Source organism: Pseudomonadota bacterium, from assembly GCA_039193195.1.
GTDB lineage: Bacteria > Pseudomonadota > Gammaproteobacteria > Steroidobacterales > JBCBZW01 > JBCBZW01.
The window spans coordinates 1-16,655 of sequence record JBCCWS010000070.1; the positions used below are offsets into that span (position 1 = coordinate 1).

Genomic DNA, 16,655 nt, shown 5'->3' on the forward strand with positions numbered 1-16,655 from the left:
CAACGGCGATCGTCGTAAGCTTCTGCATTGGACTCCTCCTGGCGTATCGCTTGTGAATTCGACAGCACTAGCTTGGCACATTGATGCCGAAAATCGGCGGGAGGAGTCCATCCCATCACAGCAGCTGTCGCTTGACCCGAGTGCCACCCCGGCTGCCGCCGGAGCGGCACTCGCCTCAAGCGCATCTGTGCTAGAGCGTTAGGCAGCGCGTTGAGGAGGTAGCTGGGTATTGATGCGCTAGTTTCAGTTGTTTCGCTACTTGCTGGGGTCGCAGCCCTGTATCCAGTGTATAGGTGGCTGTCGAAACCGAGCGTGTTCCAGTCGCACATCGACGTGCCGCTATCGATTGAAGCGGTGTGGCGCGAAATGGAAGATCCCCAAAACTGGCGGCACTGGATGTATGGCACTTGGACCTATGGTGAACTTAGTACTCGCGACCCCGGCGTGAGCGGCGCCGTGCCTCTCCAGCGGAATGGTGCTAGCGTCTACATCGACGATGTCCTCTACGAGCCCTTCAGAAAGATCGCGATTCGAGGAGATGAGTTCGCTCTCACAAAGCTCAACGACCTGGCGACCAGGATCAACTATCGCCAAACAATCCAGCACGACGGCGTGCTGGATAAGGCGGGGTGGTACCTAAGCGTGTACTGGCTGGGGGGCTGGAGCCTTCACAGTAGGCGAATCTCCGCTTTGTATCAGCACCTCACAAGGGCGGCAGTAGATCGCCGGTAGGGGCTTCTTCGTGGTGAGATGGCTTCGGCAGTAAGCTGCGCCTTCCTGTTCCAAGATGAGAGGGGTAGCCAGTCGGAGGCCCATAGTGCATAGGGGACGACCAAGTCTCGGTAGTCAAGGAGCACCATGAGGCCGTCGAGACTTGAGCGGTCCGGGAGATAGGTAACACTATCGTCCAAGGACATGGGTTACAGATTAGTCGGCTTTATACTGCCTCATGATCCGCCCATATGCATCTTCGATGCGGTTCATGCGCTCGTGGAATCGACCGATGATGATGGACCCGGACCACACGTCCCATACGCCATCGTCGATCTCCTCAAAGCCAATGTACTCGCTAGCCAGCGTTGTGGAAGCGCAGACCCATTGGCGATTCCACCGTATCCCGCCATTGGCAGAGACTAGTCTTACCTCGAAGCGATCTGGGTATTCGATAGGTGGGATCTTGTGGGGCATCTCACGGTTTGAAGGCTCATAGCATTGGGCGGGTGTTCTGCCGTCTAGGGCGTCGTGGGGGCGCTCGTGATTGAACTCGTTGACGAAGGTGTTGAACTTGCGCTGCTGGGCGTTGAGGTTGCCGGCAGGAGGACGTGTGGCCTAGCGCTTCAAGGTCCGATGCATGCGTTCGTGTCGACCGTTCTGTTGAGGCCGGCCTGGCTGGATGAACTCGGGGATGACTCCAAGCCTGACCCACCAGGCGGAGAGCTTGGAGAGTCGTCCTAGCGTGTTGGTAGCGAAGGGGACGCCGTTATCGGTACGGATGCGGGCTGGCAGACCATACTCGCGGAAAATGCGGGTAAAAACGCGCTTTGCATCGACGACTTTGGTGGAGAGCAAGCTCTGACAAGAGAGGAGCATGCGGCTGTAGTCATCGGTGATCGTAAGTGGGTAGCAGTAGATGCCGTCGCGGGTTTTGAACTCGCCCTTGTAGTCGGCGGCCCAGAGTTCGTTAGGCCCGAGGGATGAGGTATCGGGCTTGCCCGGGTGCCCGGGCTTGCGCCGTCGGGTGGGTGCTGCTGCGACACCGTGTCGCTTGAGGATGTTGCAGACCGTCGTGCGGGAAGGGAAGTCGAGTTTCGGGTGGCGCGGGGTCAGGAACTGAAGGATCTTCTTGCCGCCCCAGCTGGGGTGGCGTTTTCGAGTCTGTAGGATAAGCGCTTCGATCTCATCAGGTGTCTTGGTAGGGCTGGTGTAGGGGCGTTTGGAGTAATCCTCGAGGCCTTCTGGGCCGCGTCTGACGTAGCGGTCGATCCACTTGTAGCCGGTCTTCCTGCTGACGCCGTAGCGCTGGCAGAGCTCAGTGACGGTGAAGGTGCCTCGCAGGTAGTCGGAGACGAATCGTACTTTCTGGTCCATAGGTGAAGTCTCACTCCAGGGCATGGGGCACCTCCTTGCGGTGCGCCCAAGATTGGAAGAAGCTGTTACCTATGTCTCTTGACGAAAGTGTTACCTATGAGTGTGGACCGTACAACTTACCCGCCTAACAAGCCGCTCCAGCGGCCGCAACGTTACTCCGTAGGAGAAGCCATGCCACTACCAGCCAACTTGATCGACGCCGTAGAGAATCGTCAAGCGGTGCTCTTTGCCGGAGCAGGGATCTCGATTAAGGCGCTCGGCTTTGCCGGACGCTACATCAAGGAGCAAGTCGGCGAGCAAATCCAACGAGACTATCACTCGTATGACTACGATTCGCGGAGCTTTGAGACTGCGTGCGACGAGTACGCCGTGTTAAATGATCGAACATCTCTCGTGAATTTACTTGCAGGCTTGATCCCGCAAAACGCCCAGCCTCAGACAAGCCACGAGACTGCCGTACGACTATTTCGGTTTATTGTCACGACAAACTGGGACTTACTATTCGAAGAAGCTTACAAAAAGGCTGGTCAAGGATATCAGGTGCTATCTAGTGACGCCGATGCTCCAAATTTCAACTACGACCAGCACAATCTTCTCAAAATCCACGGCTCGGCAGATAAGCCCCTTTCACTCATTGCAACAACAGATGACTACGAATCATATTTTGATACTCATGCTATGATCGAAGACAAGGTTGGCGAGCTAGTCAGCAACAATACAGTCATCTTTGTCGGATACGGTTTTGGTGACGAACACGTTCGTCATCTACTCGCCCGCATTCGACGAAAGCGAGGTCCATGGGCGCGTAAGGCATACGCTGTCGGTTACTACGATGACGTGCGCACGAAAGTCTTGGATAGACGAAATATCGAAGTCCTTGATATGGACGCGGACGATTTCTTCGATGAACTCGGTAAACAACTTCCATGAACCACACGACGGAATAACCATGCGGTGAACCGGAGTTGGCTCGCCATTCGGTTCTTCAAAGTTGCTTCCTTCGTTCACAACTTCCGGTGTGTCAACGTCAGCTTCGCTGAACCGCCAGCTCAGCTACCTTTTTCGTTAGGCGGCACGGAGCATTGGGTGCCTGTTTCGGATCAGTATTTGGCTTGTTTCGAGCGCTTCGGTGAACTGATGGTACGAACGCTGCGGTGGGGTAGAATGTGGGTATGACTCAAGAGATTCAGCGCGCAGTCGCCACAGAGTCGTCGGTCGGTCCATTGCTTGCATGCTGGGCGCTTCGCAGTGGCGCCGCCTAACAAATCGTTGCTGCGGTCGCTTGACCCTGCCACCACGCCGGCTGTCGCCAGCGCGGCGGCAGCCTCAAACGCAGCAGAACTGTGGCGTTAGGCGACCTACTGACCCAAGGAGAATGTGGTGGCCGATAAAGGAAACTCTGACTGGACGTTCTATTCGACTTGGGAAACCTTCCTTCGGGCGGCCCAGAAGTCCCTCGAGAGGCAAAGAGGACTGGGAAGCACGCAGCAGGCAATAGTTGTCATTGACAGTCTCCTTGACATGAAGGAGCCTGAATTCGAAAAGATGCTGTCCGATTTCTCGGCGAGCCACACAGATGGCCTCGATCGCTCCGCTGTGTTCGTGGGCAGCGAAAAAGTGTTGGCCGGCCTGGAGGCCGAGATGAAGGATGTCACATCGAGGCTGGAGAGTCCGTTGGGGTTCTGGCAGCGACTCCGAAACTTCTTTATCGGCGGTGCCAGGGAGTTCGAGGCTGTTGAGGTTCTCACGACAAGCCTCCGGGAAGTTCTAGAGGAGGTGATGCCAAACTGGTTGGCGAACGCGCTGACGTTCCTCGGGGAGATCTTCAAGCTGTTGGCTCTACGCGGAGATGCGAAGTAGCCTGCGCAGACATCCGCGATGTTGGGGACACGCCCTCGCCAATCGGACGCTGCGGGAAGAAGTATTGATATGTGCCAGCGTTGCTCGTCCGAGCGGTGCCGCCAGATCGGCTAGTCTGCGGCCTTTTTCTACAGTCTTCTCACGCGGCGAAGGCGGATTGCGAGCGTCGCCCAGATCTCTCTGCCGGTACTGATTGACAAGCAGTTGCAAAGCAGGCCACCAATGATCGATCCGTCACAATTTCTGGATTCAACCCTCCTCGCGGCCGTAATCGCTGCCGCGGCAGCGCTTGTAGCCTCGTTCGTTGCAGCGTTTTCGACAGCAATGGCCCCCTTGATCGTAAGGTGGCTTGATCGCGGTCGATCCAAGAAGATCGTACTCGAGGAACTAGACGACCTCGCGCGCCATTGCAACGCGACGATCGAAGTTCTCAACAACATTGACCCAAACCTGGGACTCCCTGCGCGAATGCACTTTGACAAGGCGCGTATGTTCGAAACGGGATTGATATTCGACAACGACATAGCAAGGAGTGTGCCGGCATCGCTCAGAAGGAGATTCGTGAACATCCGACTAGTTGTCAGAAATCTAGATCGGGAGTTGGTGGACTTCGTTGACTTCTTCTACGGGAAGAGCATCCGGTCGCAGGAGGAGTTCACAGGGAGACTGACGTACCAGATCGAGAAGTTCGAGTATGCCGCGACTAGGCTTGCATGGGAGATCGCGAGCATCAGGGGTGATTCGGTGGAACGCTACCCTGATCGACCAAAGCACATCGTCTACCACGACGGCCCCTACCAGTAACTCGAGCAGCAGCGCCTAGCTTTGGAGTCAACCGGTTGCTTAGCAAGATCCAAGGATGCCACTCTTCTGTCCCTATCGCGGTAGTCGGATCCGCACCCTCGGCGCTGGTTTTTCGCCACGATGAGTCCATTGCGATTGGTGTCAATGGAGCTGGGTCTCTTCTCCGAAGAGGAGACTACTTTCTTTCCATGTACAAGGGCGCCCACCTGAGACACTGGTACCGCACTGTAGCTCCGTCGACGGTTCACATTCTGCGGCCGCATTCGGCTGTGTACTCGGAGGTTCTGTTTCCGTCGGCTGAGCAGCGCGAAGCACTGATCCGGGAGAACGAGAAGTACATGGATCTCTACCCTCATCAGATCAGGACGGAGGTTGTCGGGGCCAAAGAGATTCGATACGTCAGCAAGGAGTATGAGGAGTGGCCCAAGTACCTAGATGCCGTGCCAGAGGCGGCGCACCCTCACATGATCATCAGAAGAGTGGACGAAGACGCAGACCTGTTCCGCGGTGACGGGCCGATCAACCCAGGCGGAACGAGCCTCTGCACAGCAATTCAGCTCGCGAGCTTCATGGGTGCATCTGAGATCCACCTCTACGGCGCAGAGTTTAGCAACCGCGAGAGTCGCCGCTCTGGAAGTTCCAACTACTTCTACGAGGCCGAGGAGGGAGAGGGCGGCCAAACCCTTCCTCATCATGCAGCAGCCGCAGATCGCATAATCCGCCTTGTGGTAGGCCGGGGTATTCCAGTGTATTCACACGGTCCGACAGTTCTGAGCAACACTATCCAATGTGATTGAGCCCTGAGCCGAGTCGACTGTGCATCGTCGTGGGTGACCCAGCGCTCGGCGCCGGATTCGAGTGTCTGGATATTTCTCGGTCTTCGGTGACTCTGTATACGCCGACTTGGCAGCGGAGATCCACGCTCAGCGCGCTGAATGGCTGCAAGGGCGCAGGAGGGTCCGCCCTGAACCATACCTCAAGGCTGTGTTCGCAGATGCTTCAGGGGCGCGGCGAGTCATCATGGGATACTTGATTGGCGCTGACGAGCAGTTCGTTTCACAACAAACAGCCTATGGCTCGCTCACGATGACTGCGGACTACGTTATGACGATAGAGGCTTTCCATCGTCGGCCCAACTGACAGCACGCAACCCTCAAGCTCCTCGGTGGTTCGTAGTGGCGCATGTGGTCGCTCGCTGGCCAGGCGGGGATCAAGGGGCGTAGCGTGAGCGGTCCGGGAGATACCAAAGACACGGGTTACAGATTAGTCGGCCCTTAACTGAGCTAGGTGTGCTAGGCGCGACCTGATCTGACCTGCCGACCCCGATGGTCGTGCAGTTGTCAGACCAGGTCGCGACCAGTACACCGTGGCGCGGCCTTTGTGGGAGCGCTTACGTTCTCCGTTAGACAGATGACCTTCCCATCGGTGCGGTAGCGAGTCGCGCTCGCCGCACCACCTTCGCGGTCGATCAGTGCAAGACGGGTGCGGCACCGGGGAGCGCTTCGCCCACCACGATCTGTAGGGCAATGTCGCCATTTGCCAGCTCGACGGGGCAACTCCAGCCCCCGTCCACCAGTTGCGTACCAGCGGTATCGCTCGACACCAAGTTGCGGCACACGGTGACCTGACCCTCGACACCGATGATCGAACCGCCAACGTCGCACGGATCGGCTTCGCACGTGACGATGCCCACGGCGACCTGCCGCACCTGGTCGCCGGCATCGGCGTCGAGTCCGGCGGCGGTGCAATCCCACTGCGTACCGTCCACGGTGTTGGCAGTCACGGACTGCCCCGTCTCGAGGTTGCGACACACCACCGTGATCAGGGAGACGTCCTGCACGGTGCCGGTGATCGGCACGTCGGCACCGACGATGGCGCCCGTGAAAATCGCGCTGCCCTGGTCGGCGCCGTCCCCGACTTCGGTTTGGTTTCGTACGGTGAGCTGGTAGCTCTCATCCGCCTCGAGCAGCACGATCTCATCTACCGCACCCGCATCGATCCCCTGCTCTCCCATGTTGGTGTTGATCACCACCAACTCTTGGGGGTTGAACGGGTTGCCCGTAATGCGCACGAGTTCGAGGGAGAAGAAATCCACCAGGCTGACGCCCTCACCGTCACTGCCTGCCCAGGTGCCGCTGAAGCGCAGTTCTGCGTCCTCGGGCGCGGTGAAAAACAGCTCCACCTCGCCGTTGTGCGTCAGGGAGCGTGCGCAGGTGCCGATACCGCCGTCATTCTCACACCGGGTGCTGGCCAATACAGCGATCTCGAAGGAGAACCCGGCCTCTCCCAAGAGCAACGACACCGCACCCTCGACATTCCCCACCACGTGGCGGTCCCCGCCGAGACTCGCCTCGAACTCCTGCCGTTGCGAAAGGGCCTCCTCTGGGCCAGGCAGGTCAACTCCCTCAAGGGTTAGGCGCTCGCCGTCCGCAAAGCCGTGGTTGGTGCCGTTGTACTCGATGGCGAGCATCCACTCCCCATACTCCAGTGCGAGCGCTTGCGCGCTCAGCAAAAGCCACGCCAACAGGGCGCGTGATACGGTCTGGGACACATCGGAAATCCAACTCGCTGGGTGCATTGACTCCATCTCCTAGGTGGCAACTTGAGTGAGCGGTGCGTCGACTGGCGTGAGGCCGCGCCGGACCCACGACTCGGGACCGTGCACCGGCGTTGCGCGTGAGGGCGACACCGCTGGGGGCACCCTGCGCGATCCGCGCGCACCGGGTCCTGATGCCGCGCTGTCGATTACCCAATGCGCGCCCGATGGAAACCTGAGGTCATTGAATTTTCGGGAGATTCGCTGGAATGCGTGATGGCGCAAGAAGATGCGCCGTACGCCCGAGCCGGTGAGGAGCGGCCGGCGCTGCACCGCCGACGGAACCCCGGGTGGCCGATGATCCCATTGCATCTTGCGGTCCCCAGATCGCTCGGGCGAACAGCTCGTGACAGAAGGGTCGCCGCTGATAACCAGGAACTGGAGACGGCAGGCGGCAGGCGCGCCTTACTGAGGGGAGGAATGACCGCCTCTACCAAACGGGCGTGACTGGGGGCGTCACGGCGTGTGACTCTCGACGCCGCCCTAAGCGGGCATCGGTAGCCGACGCGAAGAAATTCTAAAGCGCGAACTGACCGCTGAACCCACGGATCAGCGAACAAGCCATCGCAACGTTGGGCTAGGTCGCAGGTCCAGGCTGAGACTGCGCCACTTGACCTCTACATCCTTCGTTACCGGCAAGGTAGCGAGGATGGTAGTGTTGTGGGGAGCGCAGCCGCAGTCAGGCGGGTAGCTAGCTCATCGCGCCGCCGCGAACAAACGAGCGCGGCGTGCGCTTGACCCGCACCCCTACCAGCCGTCGCCTGAGCGGCGCTACTCGCATCAACACCTACCGCTCCTATGGACAGGGCGACACAATGGAATATCCCGCGGTACTGAACCCTAAGCGAGTTGGCAAGTACCCCGCCCGCTGTAAGAGTGGCGGTGGGTACGTTTGGGATGAAGTGCTCGAGTACCGCGTGTGGATGTCACCCCACCGGGGCGCCGATGACCTGGAGGACGGGAGCGACTACTACTATGCGTTCCCATCGTACGCGCAGGCATCGGCCTTCGCGGAGGAACACCCCGGCGCCGACGCTCCTCTCGCACTTGTCTTACAACGCGAGTACATCAATGAACCGGCGCCGGGCGAGTACGAGCACATACGCGCTGAGCGCATCACCGAGTGGCCCGTCGAGTTCTTGTCACGCCCGCGCCGAACGCAATCGACGATTGCAGATTTCATGAGCCCAAACGCGCCGGCCAATCGATTGGATATCTTGCGCGGTTTAGCGAAGTAAGCTTGACGGGTGTAGCGGTCCGCGTGGCGGCCTTGGCGCTAAGTTATCGGCGCCACCAGCGAACATGGGAGGGCAGCTTCCACCCCACCTTGAGCAGGATCGTCTATGGCTTGAGATCATCCTCTGGTCGAGGCAGTGTTGGAGACCTAACGCGAAGACGGAAAATCGGGGAGCTCAGGATTGGGGCAGTAGCGCTTCGCCTCAACGGTCGCGAGCGACACTCCCCCCTTCCCGATCAGTTGGGTTTACCTTGGTGTTCGAGGTGAGAAGGTGTTCGTGAGTCAAGCGAGACTTGTCGTGCTATCCCCTGGGGCTGCGAGTGTCTACTCAGCGCTTCTGATCTTGGCAGCTAGCGCTTGCGTCCTGATCCGCCGGCTGCCGACATCACCGCCGTGGGCGGACCCGGATCCAGCGGGCTTCCCAGTGTTCTACCCCAGCACAATCGCGGGATTTGCTTGTGCTTACTTGATCGTCGCGCTGTGGATTCTCGGCCTCTTCGTGCTGTGTCATCAGCTTGTTGGACGGCGCCTACATCTGAGCGGCGGCGCCCTTCCGTTCATCGTTGGTCCCGCCGCCATCTGGCTCGTCCTCGCCCAAGAGTCCTGGTTGCCAGCGACCCACAAGGTGGCGAGCGGTGCACTCGAACTCCCACTCCTGGCTGGCGTGGTCTCGGTCGCTTCGCTTTGGCTCTTTCGCCGAGCTCGAACGTGGTGGTTTACCGCGTCGAGCTGCTGGCTAGCATCTGCCGTAGCTGCAACAGTGTGGATACATCACGGTTGGGTGCATACGGGGTGGTAGGGAGGTCCCGCATGGGGGCGTCCCGCCTCGCTCGAATTGCCGGCGCCGCGTCAGTGGTCGTGTCGCTGCTGATAGCCGAGAGTTCGGAGGTGCGGATTCCAACTCGCACCAGGTATCGCGCTGCAAGTCGCCGCTGGTGGCCACCTCGGCGCCCGGGCTAGAGGTGATGGTGCCGGCCCATGCAATCCAGCGTTTGACTCGGAGCCGCGGTTGTGGGCGCTACGGCGCGACTGTGGGATTCACCGTGAGTCGCACTGGTGTACCAGAGCAGATCATCGTGCTGAGTTCGGACACGAGCCTGTTCGATCGAAACGCCTACGAACTCGTCAAACGCTTTCGCTACCCCTCCGTTCCGCAGGCCTGTCGTTGGCGCGAGAGGATAGAGTTTGATCTTGATGACCTTGGCTATTGCTAGCGCAGTCTGGGCGTCGCGGTATCGAGTGGCGGCGCCGCCTGGCCTGGCTGCAGGTGATGACCTGGGCGAGAGCCAAATGACAAGACAGCGCTGCCCGAGCAGACGCGCCATCGATCAACTCATTCCTGAGCAGGACCGTGAGTGCGCGTCGGCCGTGGAAGACCGCTCACCTCGCGGGTGGATCGACGCCCCTTGGGCAGCCCTGCTGCCCAGAAATCCAATGCAGGCGGCCCAGCGTCCACGCAAGTTGTTCGACGCATTAGCACACTTAGAAACACCGAGACTGAGCGAGAACCACGTTGACCAGCAACACTGACCAGCGACTCCGCGAGTTAGTGTCGGCGCTTGAGACGGTCTGTCCGATCCGCAACATGACACTCCGGCTCAATCCCCATTCCATGAAACTCGACACAACGCTCGTGCTGGAGGCGCCTGGTCAGGCTGCCGCGTTGTCACGTTTGCGCGTGCAGTACGCCGATCTGCTTGGCGAGTGTCGCGTCGTAAACCCACTGCCTTGGAATGAAGTCCTCCGGTGCATGAGCAGTCTTGACTTCCCACTCTTGGAGAGGCTGATCGCCGATGACCTAAAACGCGTAGCTCACGAGATCTCGACGTCGCAGGGAGACGATCCGGTATATGCGGTCTTTCTATGGCTTGATCCACACGGTAGTCAGTTGGACTACCGCGTGTCCTGTGAGCATGGATTTCAGCAAGCGCTCCGGAAAGCTCAATCCGAGAGCACCGCGTACGGCACGCATTCTGGCTACAGGATTGAGCAACTTCGCTACAAGGGATACCAGACCTTCTCCTTCTCAGGATCTACAGAAGTACACGGCCAGCTTGCCGCAGCGGAGAAAGCGCTTGATGGGCTCCACGACCGCTTCGATGGCGCGGCGCTGAATCATCTCTCACGGGAAGTAGCGCAGATCACGATAGATGTGTGCGTTTCGGCAATCAGCGGGGCATCAGAGATCCTTCGCAAGCGAATGCTGACAACACCCGATTTCGCGGCTTTCCTGCAGCTTCATGATGAGACGGACTTGACGGAGTTTCGCATCGCCCGGCGAACGGTGCCCGATGGGCTCCTGAGGCGCATCATGGGCAACTACTACCGAGACTTCCTGACTGGCACATCTCAAGCGGATTGATACGGAGCGACCCGCGTGGGCCCTGGTAGTGAGCAAACGTAGCCCACCGCCAGGCGTTTCGGGTATCCGAGCGGGCCCTCCCGCGATGGGGCCCACTGATTGGCTCTTCGACCGGGCGCAACGGCCAGGCACTATCCCCCGTGCCACGGCGCCGAGCACCCACTGGTACCTGACCATCCCCCTTTGCCCGTATCCTTACCACTTCCGCAGCGCCTACCGACCGCCCCCATGTCATTCACCAGCCCGCCCCCGCCCGACCCCACCGACGGACCGGACGTCACCTCCCTGCTCCACGCCGCCGGGGACGGCGACGAGGCCGTACTCGGCACCCTGTTCCAGCACGTCTACCGCGAGTTGTCGCGCCTCGCCAGCCTCGTACGCCGCGGCCGCGCAAGCGATACGCTGAGCACGGAAGCCCTCGTGCACGAGGCCTACCTCAAGCTAGTGCCCGCCAAAGGCATGAAATGGGAAAGCCGCCGACACTTCTTCCGCGCGGCGGCCCGGGCGATGCGGCAGATCCTGGTAGACGCGGCACGCAAGCAACTTGCGGACAAGCGCGGGGGCTTCGATGCGCCAGTGACACTCGACGAGAACCTTCATGCGGCCCCCGTGCGTCCCGCCCAACTGATCGCCCTCGACGAGGCGCTGGAGCGCCTACAGCACATCGACCCTCGTCGCGCGGACGTTGTGCTCTATCGGTTCTTTGGAGGCCTCACGGCGGAGGAGACAGCCCAAGCCTTGGGCGTCTCGCTCTCGAGCGTGGAGCGCGACTGGCGGTCGGCCAAGGCCTGGCTGATGGCCGCTATGACTGCGAAGTTGTGACTTAGGCGTCGCTATGAACAGGGAACGGCGTGAATACCGGGGGTGAGGAAGAGCGCGTGTTCTCGCTCTTCGACGCCGCTCTGCAGCTGCCAGAGCATGAGCGCAGCGCGTTTTTGCTGCGCGTCAGCGCGGGAAACGAGGCACTACACAAGCAGGTTATGGCGCTCCTGAGCGCCGATGCGGAGTCGAGCTCGCTCTTCGACGCCACGCTCGGACAGCTGTCCGAGATGCTGCCGGACCCGGCGAGCGCCGATGACGCCATGGTCGGCCGTGCCATCGGACCCTACGCGCTAATAGAGAAGATCGGTAGCGGCGGCATGGGCGTCGTGTACCTGGCGGAGCGCCCGGATGTGGGCAAGCGCGTGGCGCTCAAGCTGGTGGCAGGCGGACTCGCCAGCGAGGATGCTCGCTCGCGTTTCATGCTCGAACGCCGGGTGCTGGCACGCTTGCAGCACAGCGGCATCGCGGCGCTCGTAGATGCCGGCGTCGCCGACGACACCTCCCCCTGGTTTGCGATGGAACTCGTCGAAGGCAAGCCGATCACGGACTACTGCGACGACGAGCAGCTGTCCGTGACACAGCGCCTTGCCCTGTTCGAGCAGGCGCTGGAGGCGGTGGCTTACGCGCACCGCAACCTCGTCGTGCACCGCGACCTGAAGCCCTCAAACATTCTCGTGACCGCGACAGGGGAGCCGAAGTTACTCGACTTCGGGATCGCCCGTCTGGTGGCGGAGGACGAAGACGAGTCGATGCCCCTCACGCGGACGGGGATAGCGCCCATGACCCCAGACTTCGCCGCGCCTGAACAGATCTTGGGCCAGACCATCGGGCCGCCTGCCGATGTGTATCAACTGGGTGTGCTGCTCTATGAGTTGCTCTCGGGACAGCGACCCTATCGTCTGCGTGGTCACTCTCTCGGCGTCATGGAACGCCGCATCGTCGATGAAGTTCCGGTGCGCCCGTCGGTCACGACCACGCGCGCATCGGTAACGCCCGCGGGCGCGAGCATGGAGCGACTCGCGGCGCGGCGGAGGACCACACCTCGCCAGCTGCGTCGGTGCATTGCTGGCGAGCTGGACGCCATCGTCATGAAGGCGCTGGCGAAGGAACCGGAGCGACGCTACGCGAGCGGCCAAGAACTTCTCGATGACGTGCGCCGCTACCGCCAGGGACACCCCGTAGCGGCCCGACCTGACACCCTGCGCTACCGAACGCAAAAGTTCGCTTCCCGCCACCCCGTGTCCCTCGGCTTTTCCACGGTGCTGGTGCTGCTGGTGGTTGGGTTCGTGGCGATCTACACGGTGCGCGTCACCGCCGAGCGCAATCTGGCACAAATCGAGGCGCGCAAGGCGGAGCGCGTCTCGGCGTTTCTCGTCGACCTCTTTACGGCGTCATCGCCCTTTTCCACGCAGGCCGAGCGCACCGAGGCGATCACCGTCAACGAGTTCATGGAGCGCCGTGCGTCCCGGGTCGTCGAGCTGGAGGACGAGCCCGAAGTGCAGTTGCTCGTGCTGCAAACCGTTGGTCAGATGTTCACCAGCATGGGGGAATTCGACCAGGCACTGCCCCTGCGTGAACGGGCGCTGACCCTGGCCTCGCGCCTTCACCCGACGCCCCACCAGGAAATCGTTGCGAGCCTCTACGGCCTTGGCGAAGTACACCGCAATATGGGGCGCTTCACTCAAGCCGAAGCGCTGTTTCACGAGGCCCTCAAGCAATGCCAACAGCTCGGCCTCGAACATGAGCTCATCGCCAGCGATGTGTTCACGGGGCTCGGTGAGTCGCTACGACAGCAGGGGCGCCTGGACGCGGCTGAGGGGCACTATGCGCGCGCCCTCGACATCCGTCGGGCGGCGTATCCCGACGGCAGCCCCGAGCTGTCCGTGAGCATGAACAACTACGCCCTCATCCTGTGGCGCCAGGGGCGTTACCTGGAGGCACAGCCGCTGTTTCGCAACACCCTTCGAGCCTACGAGACGCAGCTGCCCGCAGATCATCCGCGCGTGGCCTCGGCCCTGCATAACCTGGGACTGGTGCAGCGCGAACTCGGGCAGTACGACGACGCGGAGACCTCGCTGGAGGCATCGCTCGCCATCAAGCGCGCTCGCCTGGGGGATGACCATTGGCGCGTGGCCACCGGCCTGCGCAACCTGGCCAGGGTGAAACACGACCGGGGCGATCTCAAGGCAGCGGGGGCGCTCTTTCGCGACGCGCTTGCCATTCAGCTGGAAGCGCTCGGCGAGAACCACATCAACACTTACAGCGATCGCCTGAGCCTGGCGGACGTGATGCGCGATCGGGGCGAAACCGCCCGCGCCGAGGCGGCCTACGACCAGGTGCTCGAGTGGATGGAGGCGAACCTCCCGCCCGACCATCCTCAAAAGACCCTCGCGCTCCTCGGCTACGGCAGCCTGCTTCTCGATGAGGGCCGATACACCGAAGCGGCTCCCCTGCTGGAGTCTGCGCTAGCCATCCGTCGTGAACGCTTCGGCGATGACCACCTGCAGGTGGCGGTGATTGCGAGCCCGCTCGGCGCCCTGCGCACGGCCGAGGGCCGCTTCGCCGAAGCGGAGTCGTTGCTTCGCCCAAGCCTCGAAACGCTGGACGCAACCTGCTTCTCCCCCGGCTGCGCCGACGCGACGGTACAGCGCCTCGTCAACCTATATCAGGCGTGGCGCAAACCCGATATGGCCCGTCCTTACCTGGCCCGCCTCGGCACCGTCAGCCCCTCGCAATAGACCCTCACTCCACCGCCCGAAAATCGCCAGTCCATCCCGTGAAGGGTTTTGCCGCCTCACTACGAAGGGGGATAAGGGACCGGAATGCCAAGCGCGCTACGTCGCTGGCGGAGCACCAACGCGTGCCTGCCGTCCCTGTCATCGAAGCACGAGACCACGACCAAGGACGATCCACGTGACCACACTCAGGCACCCCACACTCACGCGCTTGCTGGCGGCGCACTTCAGCGCACTCCACCACACGATTGCCCATATGACTGACCGGTTCCGTCGGGCGACGGCTCCGTTGCCCATCGGGGCGGGGCAGGCTTCGATGCCCCCAGCGAGCGTTGCCAGTGCCGTATCCAAGCCCCACGGGTGTACCGCGGCCGGGCGCTGCTGTGGCGAAAACGAATCGTGCCCAGCGTGCGTCTACTGGCGCGTGCGGGGCGCCGGCAACGGCGCGCCGGCACAAGCGCCCCAAAGCACAGTGCGTCGCACACATCAGCAGCTTGTCCCTACCCACGCAAGCTTGCGGGCTCAATCGGCTGCTGAACGGCAACTCGCGCACGTGCAAGTTCAAGCACCACTTCATGGTCCCCACGAACCCTCAGCGTCACTTCCCGCACAGTGCTCCCTTGGGCAACCCGACTTCACTGAATGCAGCGGGGATGAAGGGCAGGCCACCTGGCCACCGATCCTAAACGTGGGTGAGGCGACACCACCGGATGGGGTCGCCGTCTGCGAAGCGAGCAATTTGGGCGTCGAAGAGGAACCGCTTGGATGCGCGATCCCGAGCGAGTCTCGCCGCCAACACCATCACCATTAGACCCTCCGCTTTGAGAGAACAACATGAATAACCTACTCACCTCACTCCTGATGACCGTCGCGATGATCGTCGGTACCGCAGCCGCCGCCCCGATCGACTTCACCGAGAACGGAGACGTGCTGGACTTCGAAGATCTGGGGAACCTCGACGTCGGCCTGAACACTGCGAGCGGGAGTCTCTTCGAGAGCGATGACGATACGCTCTTCCTATCTCTAAGCGTGGGACTGCAGATCCACTCGATCGCACTGATCATCAGCGATCATCGCGACGGGGGACGCAACCCCACAAGTGTCTCGTACTCGGTCGCCGGACCAACCGGCAATCTCTTCCTATCCGACTTCATTGATGAAGACAGTGTGGCTCGGGTACTGAGCAGCCCGTACGACGTCGCTGGCACCTACCGGTTTCGCCTCGCGCACAGCGGCGGCGTGCCCAATGCCTTCTCGAATTGGCGATGGGAGATTGTCGTGGGCGCTGCGACCGCGGTGCCCGAACCCTCCAGCCTCGCCCTCCTCGGCCTCGGCGCGACCATGTTGCTTAGGGCCGCACCGGGAAGAGCTCTAGCGAGCCGTCAACGCGAAACGAGCGCCTAAGCCATCCACTGCCCGAACTCACTAGATCACCGGAGACCCTAATGAACACCAACCTACGTCTCAGCTGCGCCGCACTGGCTGCGCTATTGGTTGCAACAACCGCCAACGCCATGCCCATCACCTGGACACTCCAGGACGTTATCTTCTCCGATGGAGGCACTGCCTCCGGATCCTTTGCGTTTGATGCGGCTAGCGAAGAGTTCTTCAACATTGACATCACCACAGCACAGGATACGTACATCGCGACGAACCCTGAAAGTAGTGGCGGACCGGATCTACTGAGCTTCGCCGCAGATGCAGTAGCCGTGAATGGCCTCAGTGTGCTCGCTCTCGAACTGTCCACCAACATGACGGACGCCGGCGGAACCATCGCCTTGCTCCCGGCGGTGGACGTGCCCGGTGGCACGGGATTTAGTTTCGAGGGGACTTGCGCAGGCACGCCCGCGTGCTTCGGAATCGTGACGAATCGAAGTCTGGTATCCGGCTTCATCGTGGCAGCACCCCAGACGGTGGCCGAGCCCGCCGGCGCCCTCCTGGGTTTGGTGGGTCTCTTCGCCCTTTGGCATTCTCGATCGAGGTGGGGAGCAGAGAGGTCGACACGAAGCGCCTAGCCTGCTTTATTCATGAGGTGTGGCGTTGAGCCCCTGAGATGAGATCGTAGGGCGTTGACCGCAGCTGAGCGAGTGCCTGTGAGGCGTTCTCAGGGTTGAGGCCGGCGTTTTCCGAGTGTTGGGGTCGCTCATGCAG

The 16,655-nt window shown here is 61.1% G+C and carries 15 protein-coding genes; 12 read left to right on the top strand and 3 right to left on the bottom strand.

Annotation, left to right across the window (positions count from 1 at the left end):
• Positions 1 to 312: 312 nt before the first annotated feature.
• Positions 313 to 732 (top strand): SRPBCC family protein, encoded by a 420-nt coding sequence (locus AAGA68_25970; protein MEM9388516.1) that lies wholly within the window; start codon positions 313 to 315, stop codon positions 730 to 732.
• A 195-nt stretch (positions 733 to 927) separates the two neighbouring features.
• On the opposite strand, the gene AAGA68_25975 is transcribed toward AAGA68_25970, so the two are convergent.
• Both AAGA68_25975 and AAGA68_25980 read right to left on the bottom strand, forming a co-directional pair.
• A complete protein-coding gene (locus AAGA68_25975) occupies positions 928 to 1,188 on the bottom strand; it encodes a hypothetical protein (protein ID MEM9388517.1) in 261 nt (86 codons plus the stop codon).
• A 141-nt stretch (positions 1,189 to 1,329) separates the two neighbouring features.
• Positions 1,330 to 2,088 (bottom strand): helix-turn-helix domain-containing protein, encoded by a 759-nt coding sequence (locus tag AAGA68_25980; GenBank protein MEM9388518.1) that lies wholly within the window; start codon positions 2,086 to 2,088, stop codon positions 1,330 to 1,332.
• A gap of 171 nt (positions 2,089 to 2,259) precedes the next feature.
• Here AAGA68_25980 and AAGA68_25985 point away from each other — a divergent pair, with 171 nt between their 5' ends.
• The 4 genes from AAGA68_25985 to AAGA68_26000 all read left to right on the top strand — a co-directional run bounded on the left by AAGA68_25985 (position 2,260) and on the right by AAGA68_26000 (position 5,549).
• Complete coding sequence (locus AAGA68_25985) at positions 2,260 to 3,018, top strand: SIR2 family protein (protein ID MEM9388519.1); 759 nt, start codon at positions 2,260 to 2,262, stop codon at positions 3,016 to 3,018.
• 450 nt (positions 3,019 to 3,468) lie between these two features.
• On the top strand, positions 3,469 to 3,948 hold the full coding sequence (locus AAGA68_25990) for a hypothetical protein (GenBank protein ID MEM9388520.1): 480 nt from the start codon (positions 3,469 to 3,471) through the stop codon (positions 3,946 to 3,948).
• 222 nt (positions 3,949 to 4,170) lie between these two features.
• Positions 4,171 to 4,752 (top strand): hypothetical protein, encoded by a 582-nt coding sequence (locus AAGA68_25995; protein MEM9388521.1) that lies wholly within the window; start codon positions 4,171 to 4,173, stop codon positions 4,750 to 4,752.
• 188 nt (positions 4,753 to 4,940) lie between these two features.
• Complete coding sequence (locus AAGA68_26000; GenBank protein MEM9388522.1) at positions 4,941 to 5,549, top strand: hypothetical protein; 609 nt, start codon at positions 4,941 to 4,943, stop codon at positions 5,547 to 5,549.
• Positions 5,550 to 6,220: 671 nt separating this feature from the next.
• On the opposite strand, the gene AAGA68_26005 is transcribed toward AAGA68_26000, so the two are convergent.
• On the bottom strand, positions 6,221 to 7,330 hold the full coding sequence (locus AAGA68_26005) for a hypothetical protein (GenBank protein MEM9388523.1): 1,110 nt from the start codon (positions 7,328 to 7,330) through the stop codon (positions 6,221 to 6,223).
• A 752-nt stretch (positions 7,331 to 8,082) separates the two neighbouring features.
• On the opposite strand from AAGA68_26005, the gene AAGA68_26010 reads away from it, so the two are divergent.
• The 7 genes from AAGA68_26010 (at position 8,083) to AAGA68_26040 (ending at position 16,519) form a co-directional block, all read left to right on the top strand.
• Positions 8,083 to 8,586 carry a GCN5 family acetyltransferase gene (locus AAGA68_26010; GenBank protein MEM9388524.1) on the top strand — a complete coding sequence of 168 codons (504 nt, stop codon included), beginning with the start codon at positions 8,083 to 8,085 and terminating at the stop codon, positions 8,584 to 8,586.
• Positions 8,587 to 9,628: 1,042 nt separating this feature from the next.
• Complete coding sequence (locus AAGA68_26015; GenBank protein MEM9388525.1) at positions 9,629 to 9,799, top strand: hypothetical protein; 171 nt, start codon at positions 9,629 to 9,631, stop codon at positions 9,797 to 9,799.
• A gap of 299 nt (positions 9,800 to 10,098) precedes the next feature.
• Positions 10,099 to 10,947, top strand: a complete 849-nt coding sequence (locus AAGA68_26020) for a hypothetical protein (protein MEM9388526.1) — start codon at positions 10,099 to 10,101, stop codon at positions 10,945 to 10,947.
• A 228-nt stretch (positions 10,948 to 11,175) separates the two neighbouring features.
• Complete coding sequence (locus AAGA68_26025) at positions 11,176 to 11,769, top strand: ECF-type sigma factor (protein MEM9388527.1); 594 nt, start codon at positions 11,176 to 11,178, stop codon at positions 11,767 to 11,769.
• Positions 11,770 to 11,798: 29 nt separating this feature from the next.
• Complete coding sequence (locus AAGA68_26030) at positions 11,799 to 14,507, top strand: tetratricopeptide repeat protein (GenBank protein ID MEM9388528.1); 2,709 nt, start codon at positions 11,799 to 11,801, stop codon at positions 14,505 to 14,507.
• A gap of 831 nt (positions 14,508 to 15,338) precedes the next feature.
• On the top strand, positions 15,339 to 15,908 hold the full coding sequence (locus AAGA68_26035; GenBank protein MEM9388529.1) for a PEP-CTERM sorting domain-containing protein: 570 nt from the start codon (positions 15,339 to 15,341) through the stop codon (positions 15,906 to 15,908).
• Between the two features lie 41 nt (positions 15,909 to 15,949).
• Positions 15,950 to 16,519, top strand: coding sequence for a hypothetical protein (locus tag AAGA68_26040; protein ID MEM9388530.1), 570 nt, complete (start codon positions 15,950 to 15,952; stop codon positions 16,517 to 16,519).
• Positions 16,520 to 16,655 lie beyond the last annotated feature (136 nt).

Coding starts and splice junctions, on each gene's coding strand:
- AAGA68_25975 (MEM9388517.1), bottom strand. CDS start 1,188: ATGCCCCACAAGATCCCACCTATCGAATACCCAGATCGCTTCGAGGTA.
- AAGA68_25980 (MEM9388518.1), bottom strand. CDS start 2,088: ATGGACCAGAAAGTACGATTCGTCTCCGACTACCTGCGAGGCACCTTC.
- AAGA68_25985 (MEM9388519.1), top strand. CDS start 2,260: ATGCCACTACCAGCCAACTTGATCGACGCCGTAGAGAATCGTCAAGCG.
- AAGA68_25995 (MEM9388521.1), top strand. CDS start 4,171: ATGATCGATCCGTCACAATTTCTGGATTCAACCCTCCTCGCGGCCGTA.
- AAGA68_26000 (MEM9388522.1), top strand. CDS start 4,941: ATGTACAAGGGCGCCCACCTGAGACACTGGTACCGCACTGTAGCTCCG.
- AAGA68_26005 (MEM9388523.1), bottom strand. CDS start 7,330: ATGCACCCAGCGAGTTGGATTTCCGATGTGTCCCAGACCGTATCACGC.
- AAGA68_26025 (MEM9388527.1), top strand. CDS start 11,176: ATGTCATTCACCAGCCCGCCCCCGCCCGACCCCACCGACGGACCGGAC.
- AAGA68_26035 (MEM9388529.1), top strand. CDS start 15,339: ATGAATAACCTACTCACCTCACTCCTGATGACCGTCGCGATGATCGTC.
- AAGA68_26040 (MEM9388530.1), top strand. CDS start 15,950: ATGAACACCAACCTACGTCTCAGCTGCGCCGCACTGGCTGCGCTATTG.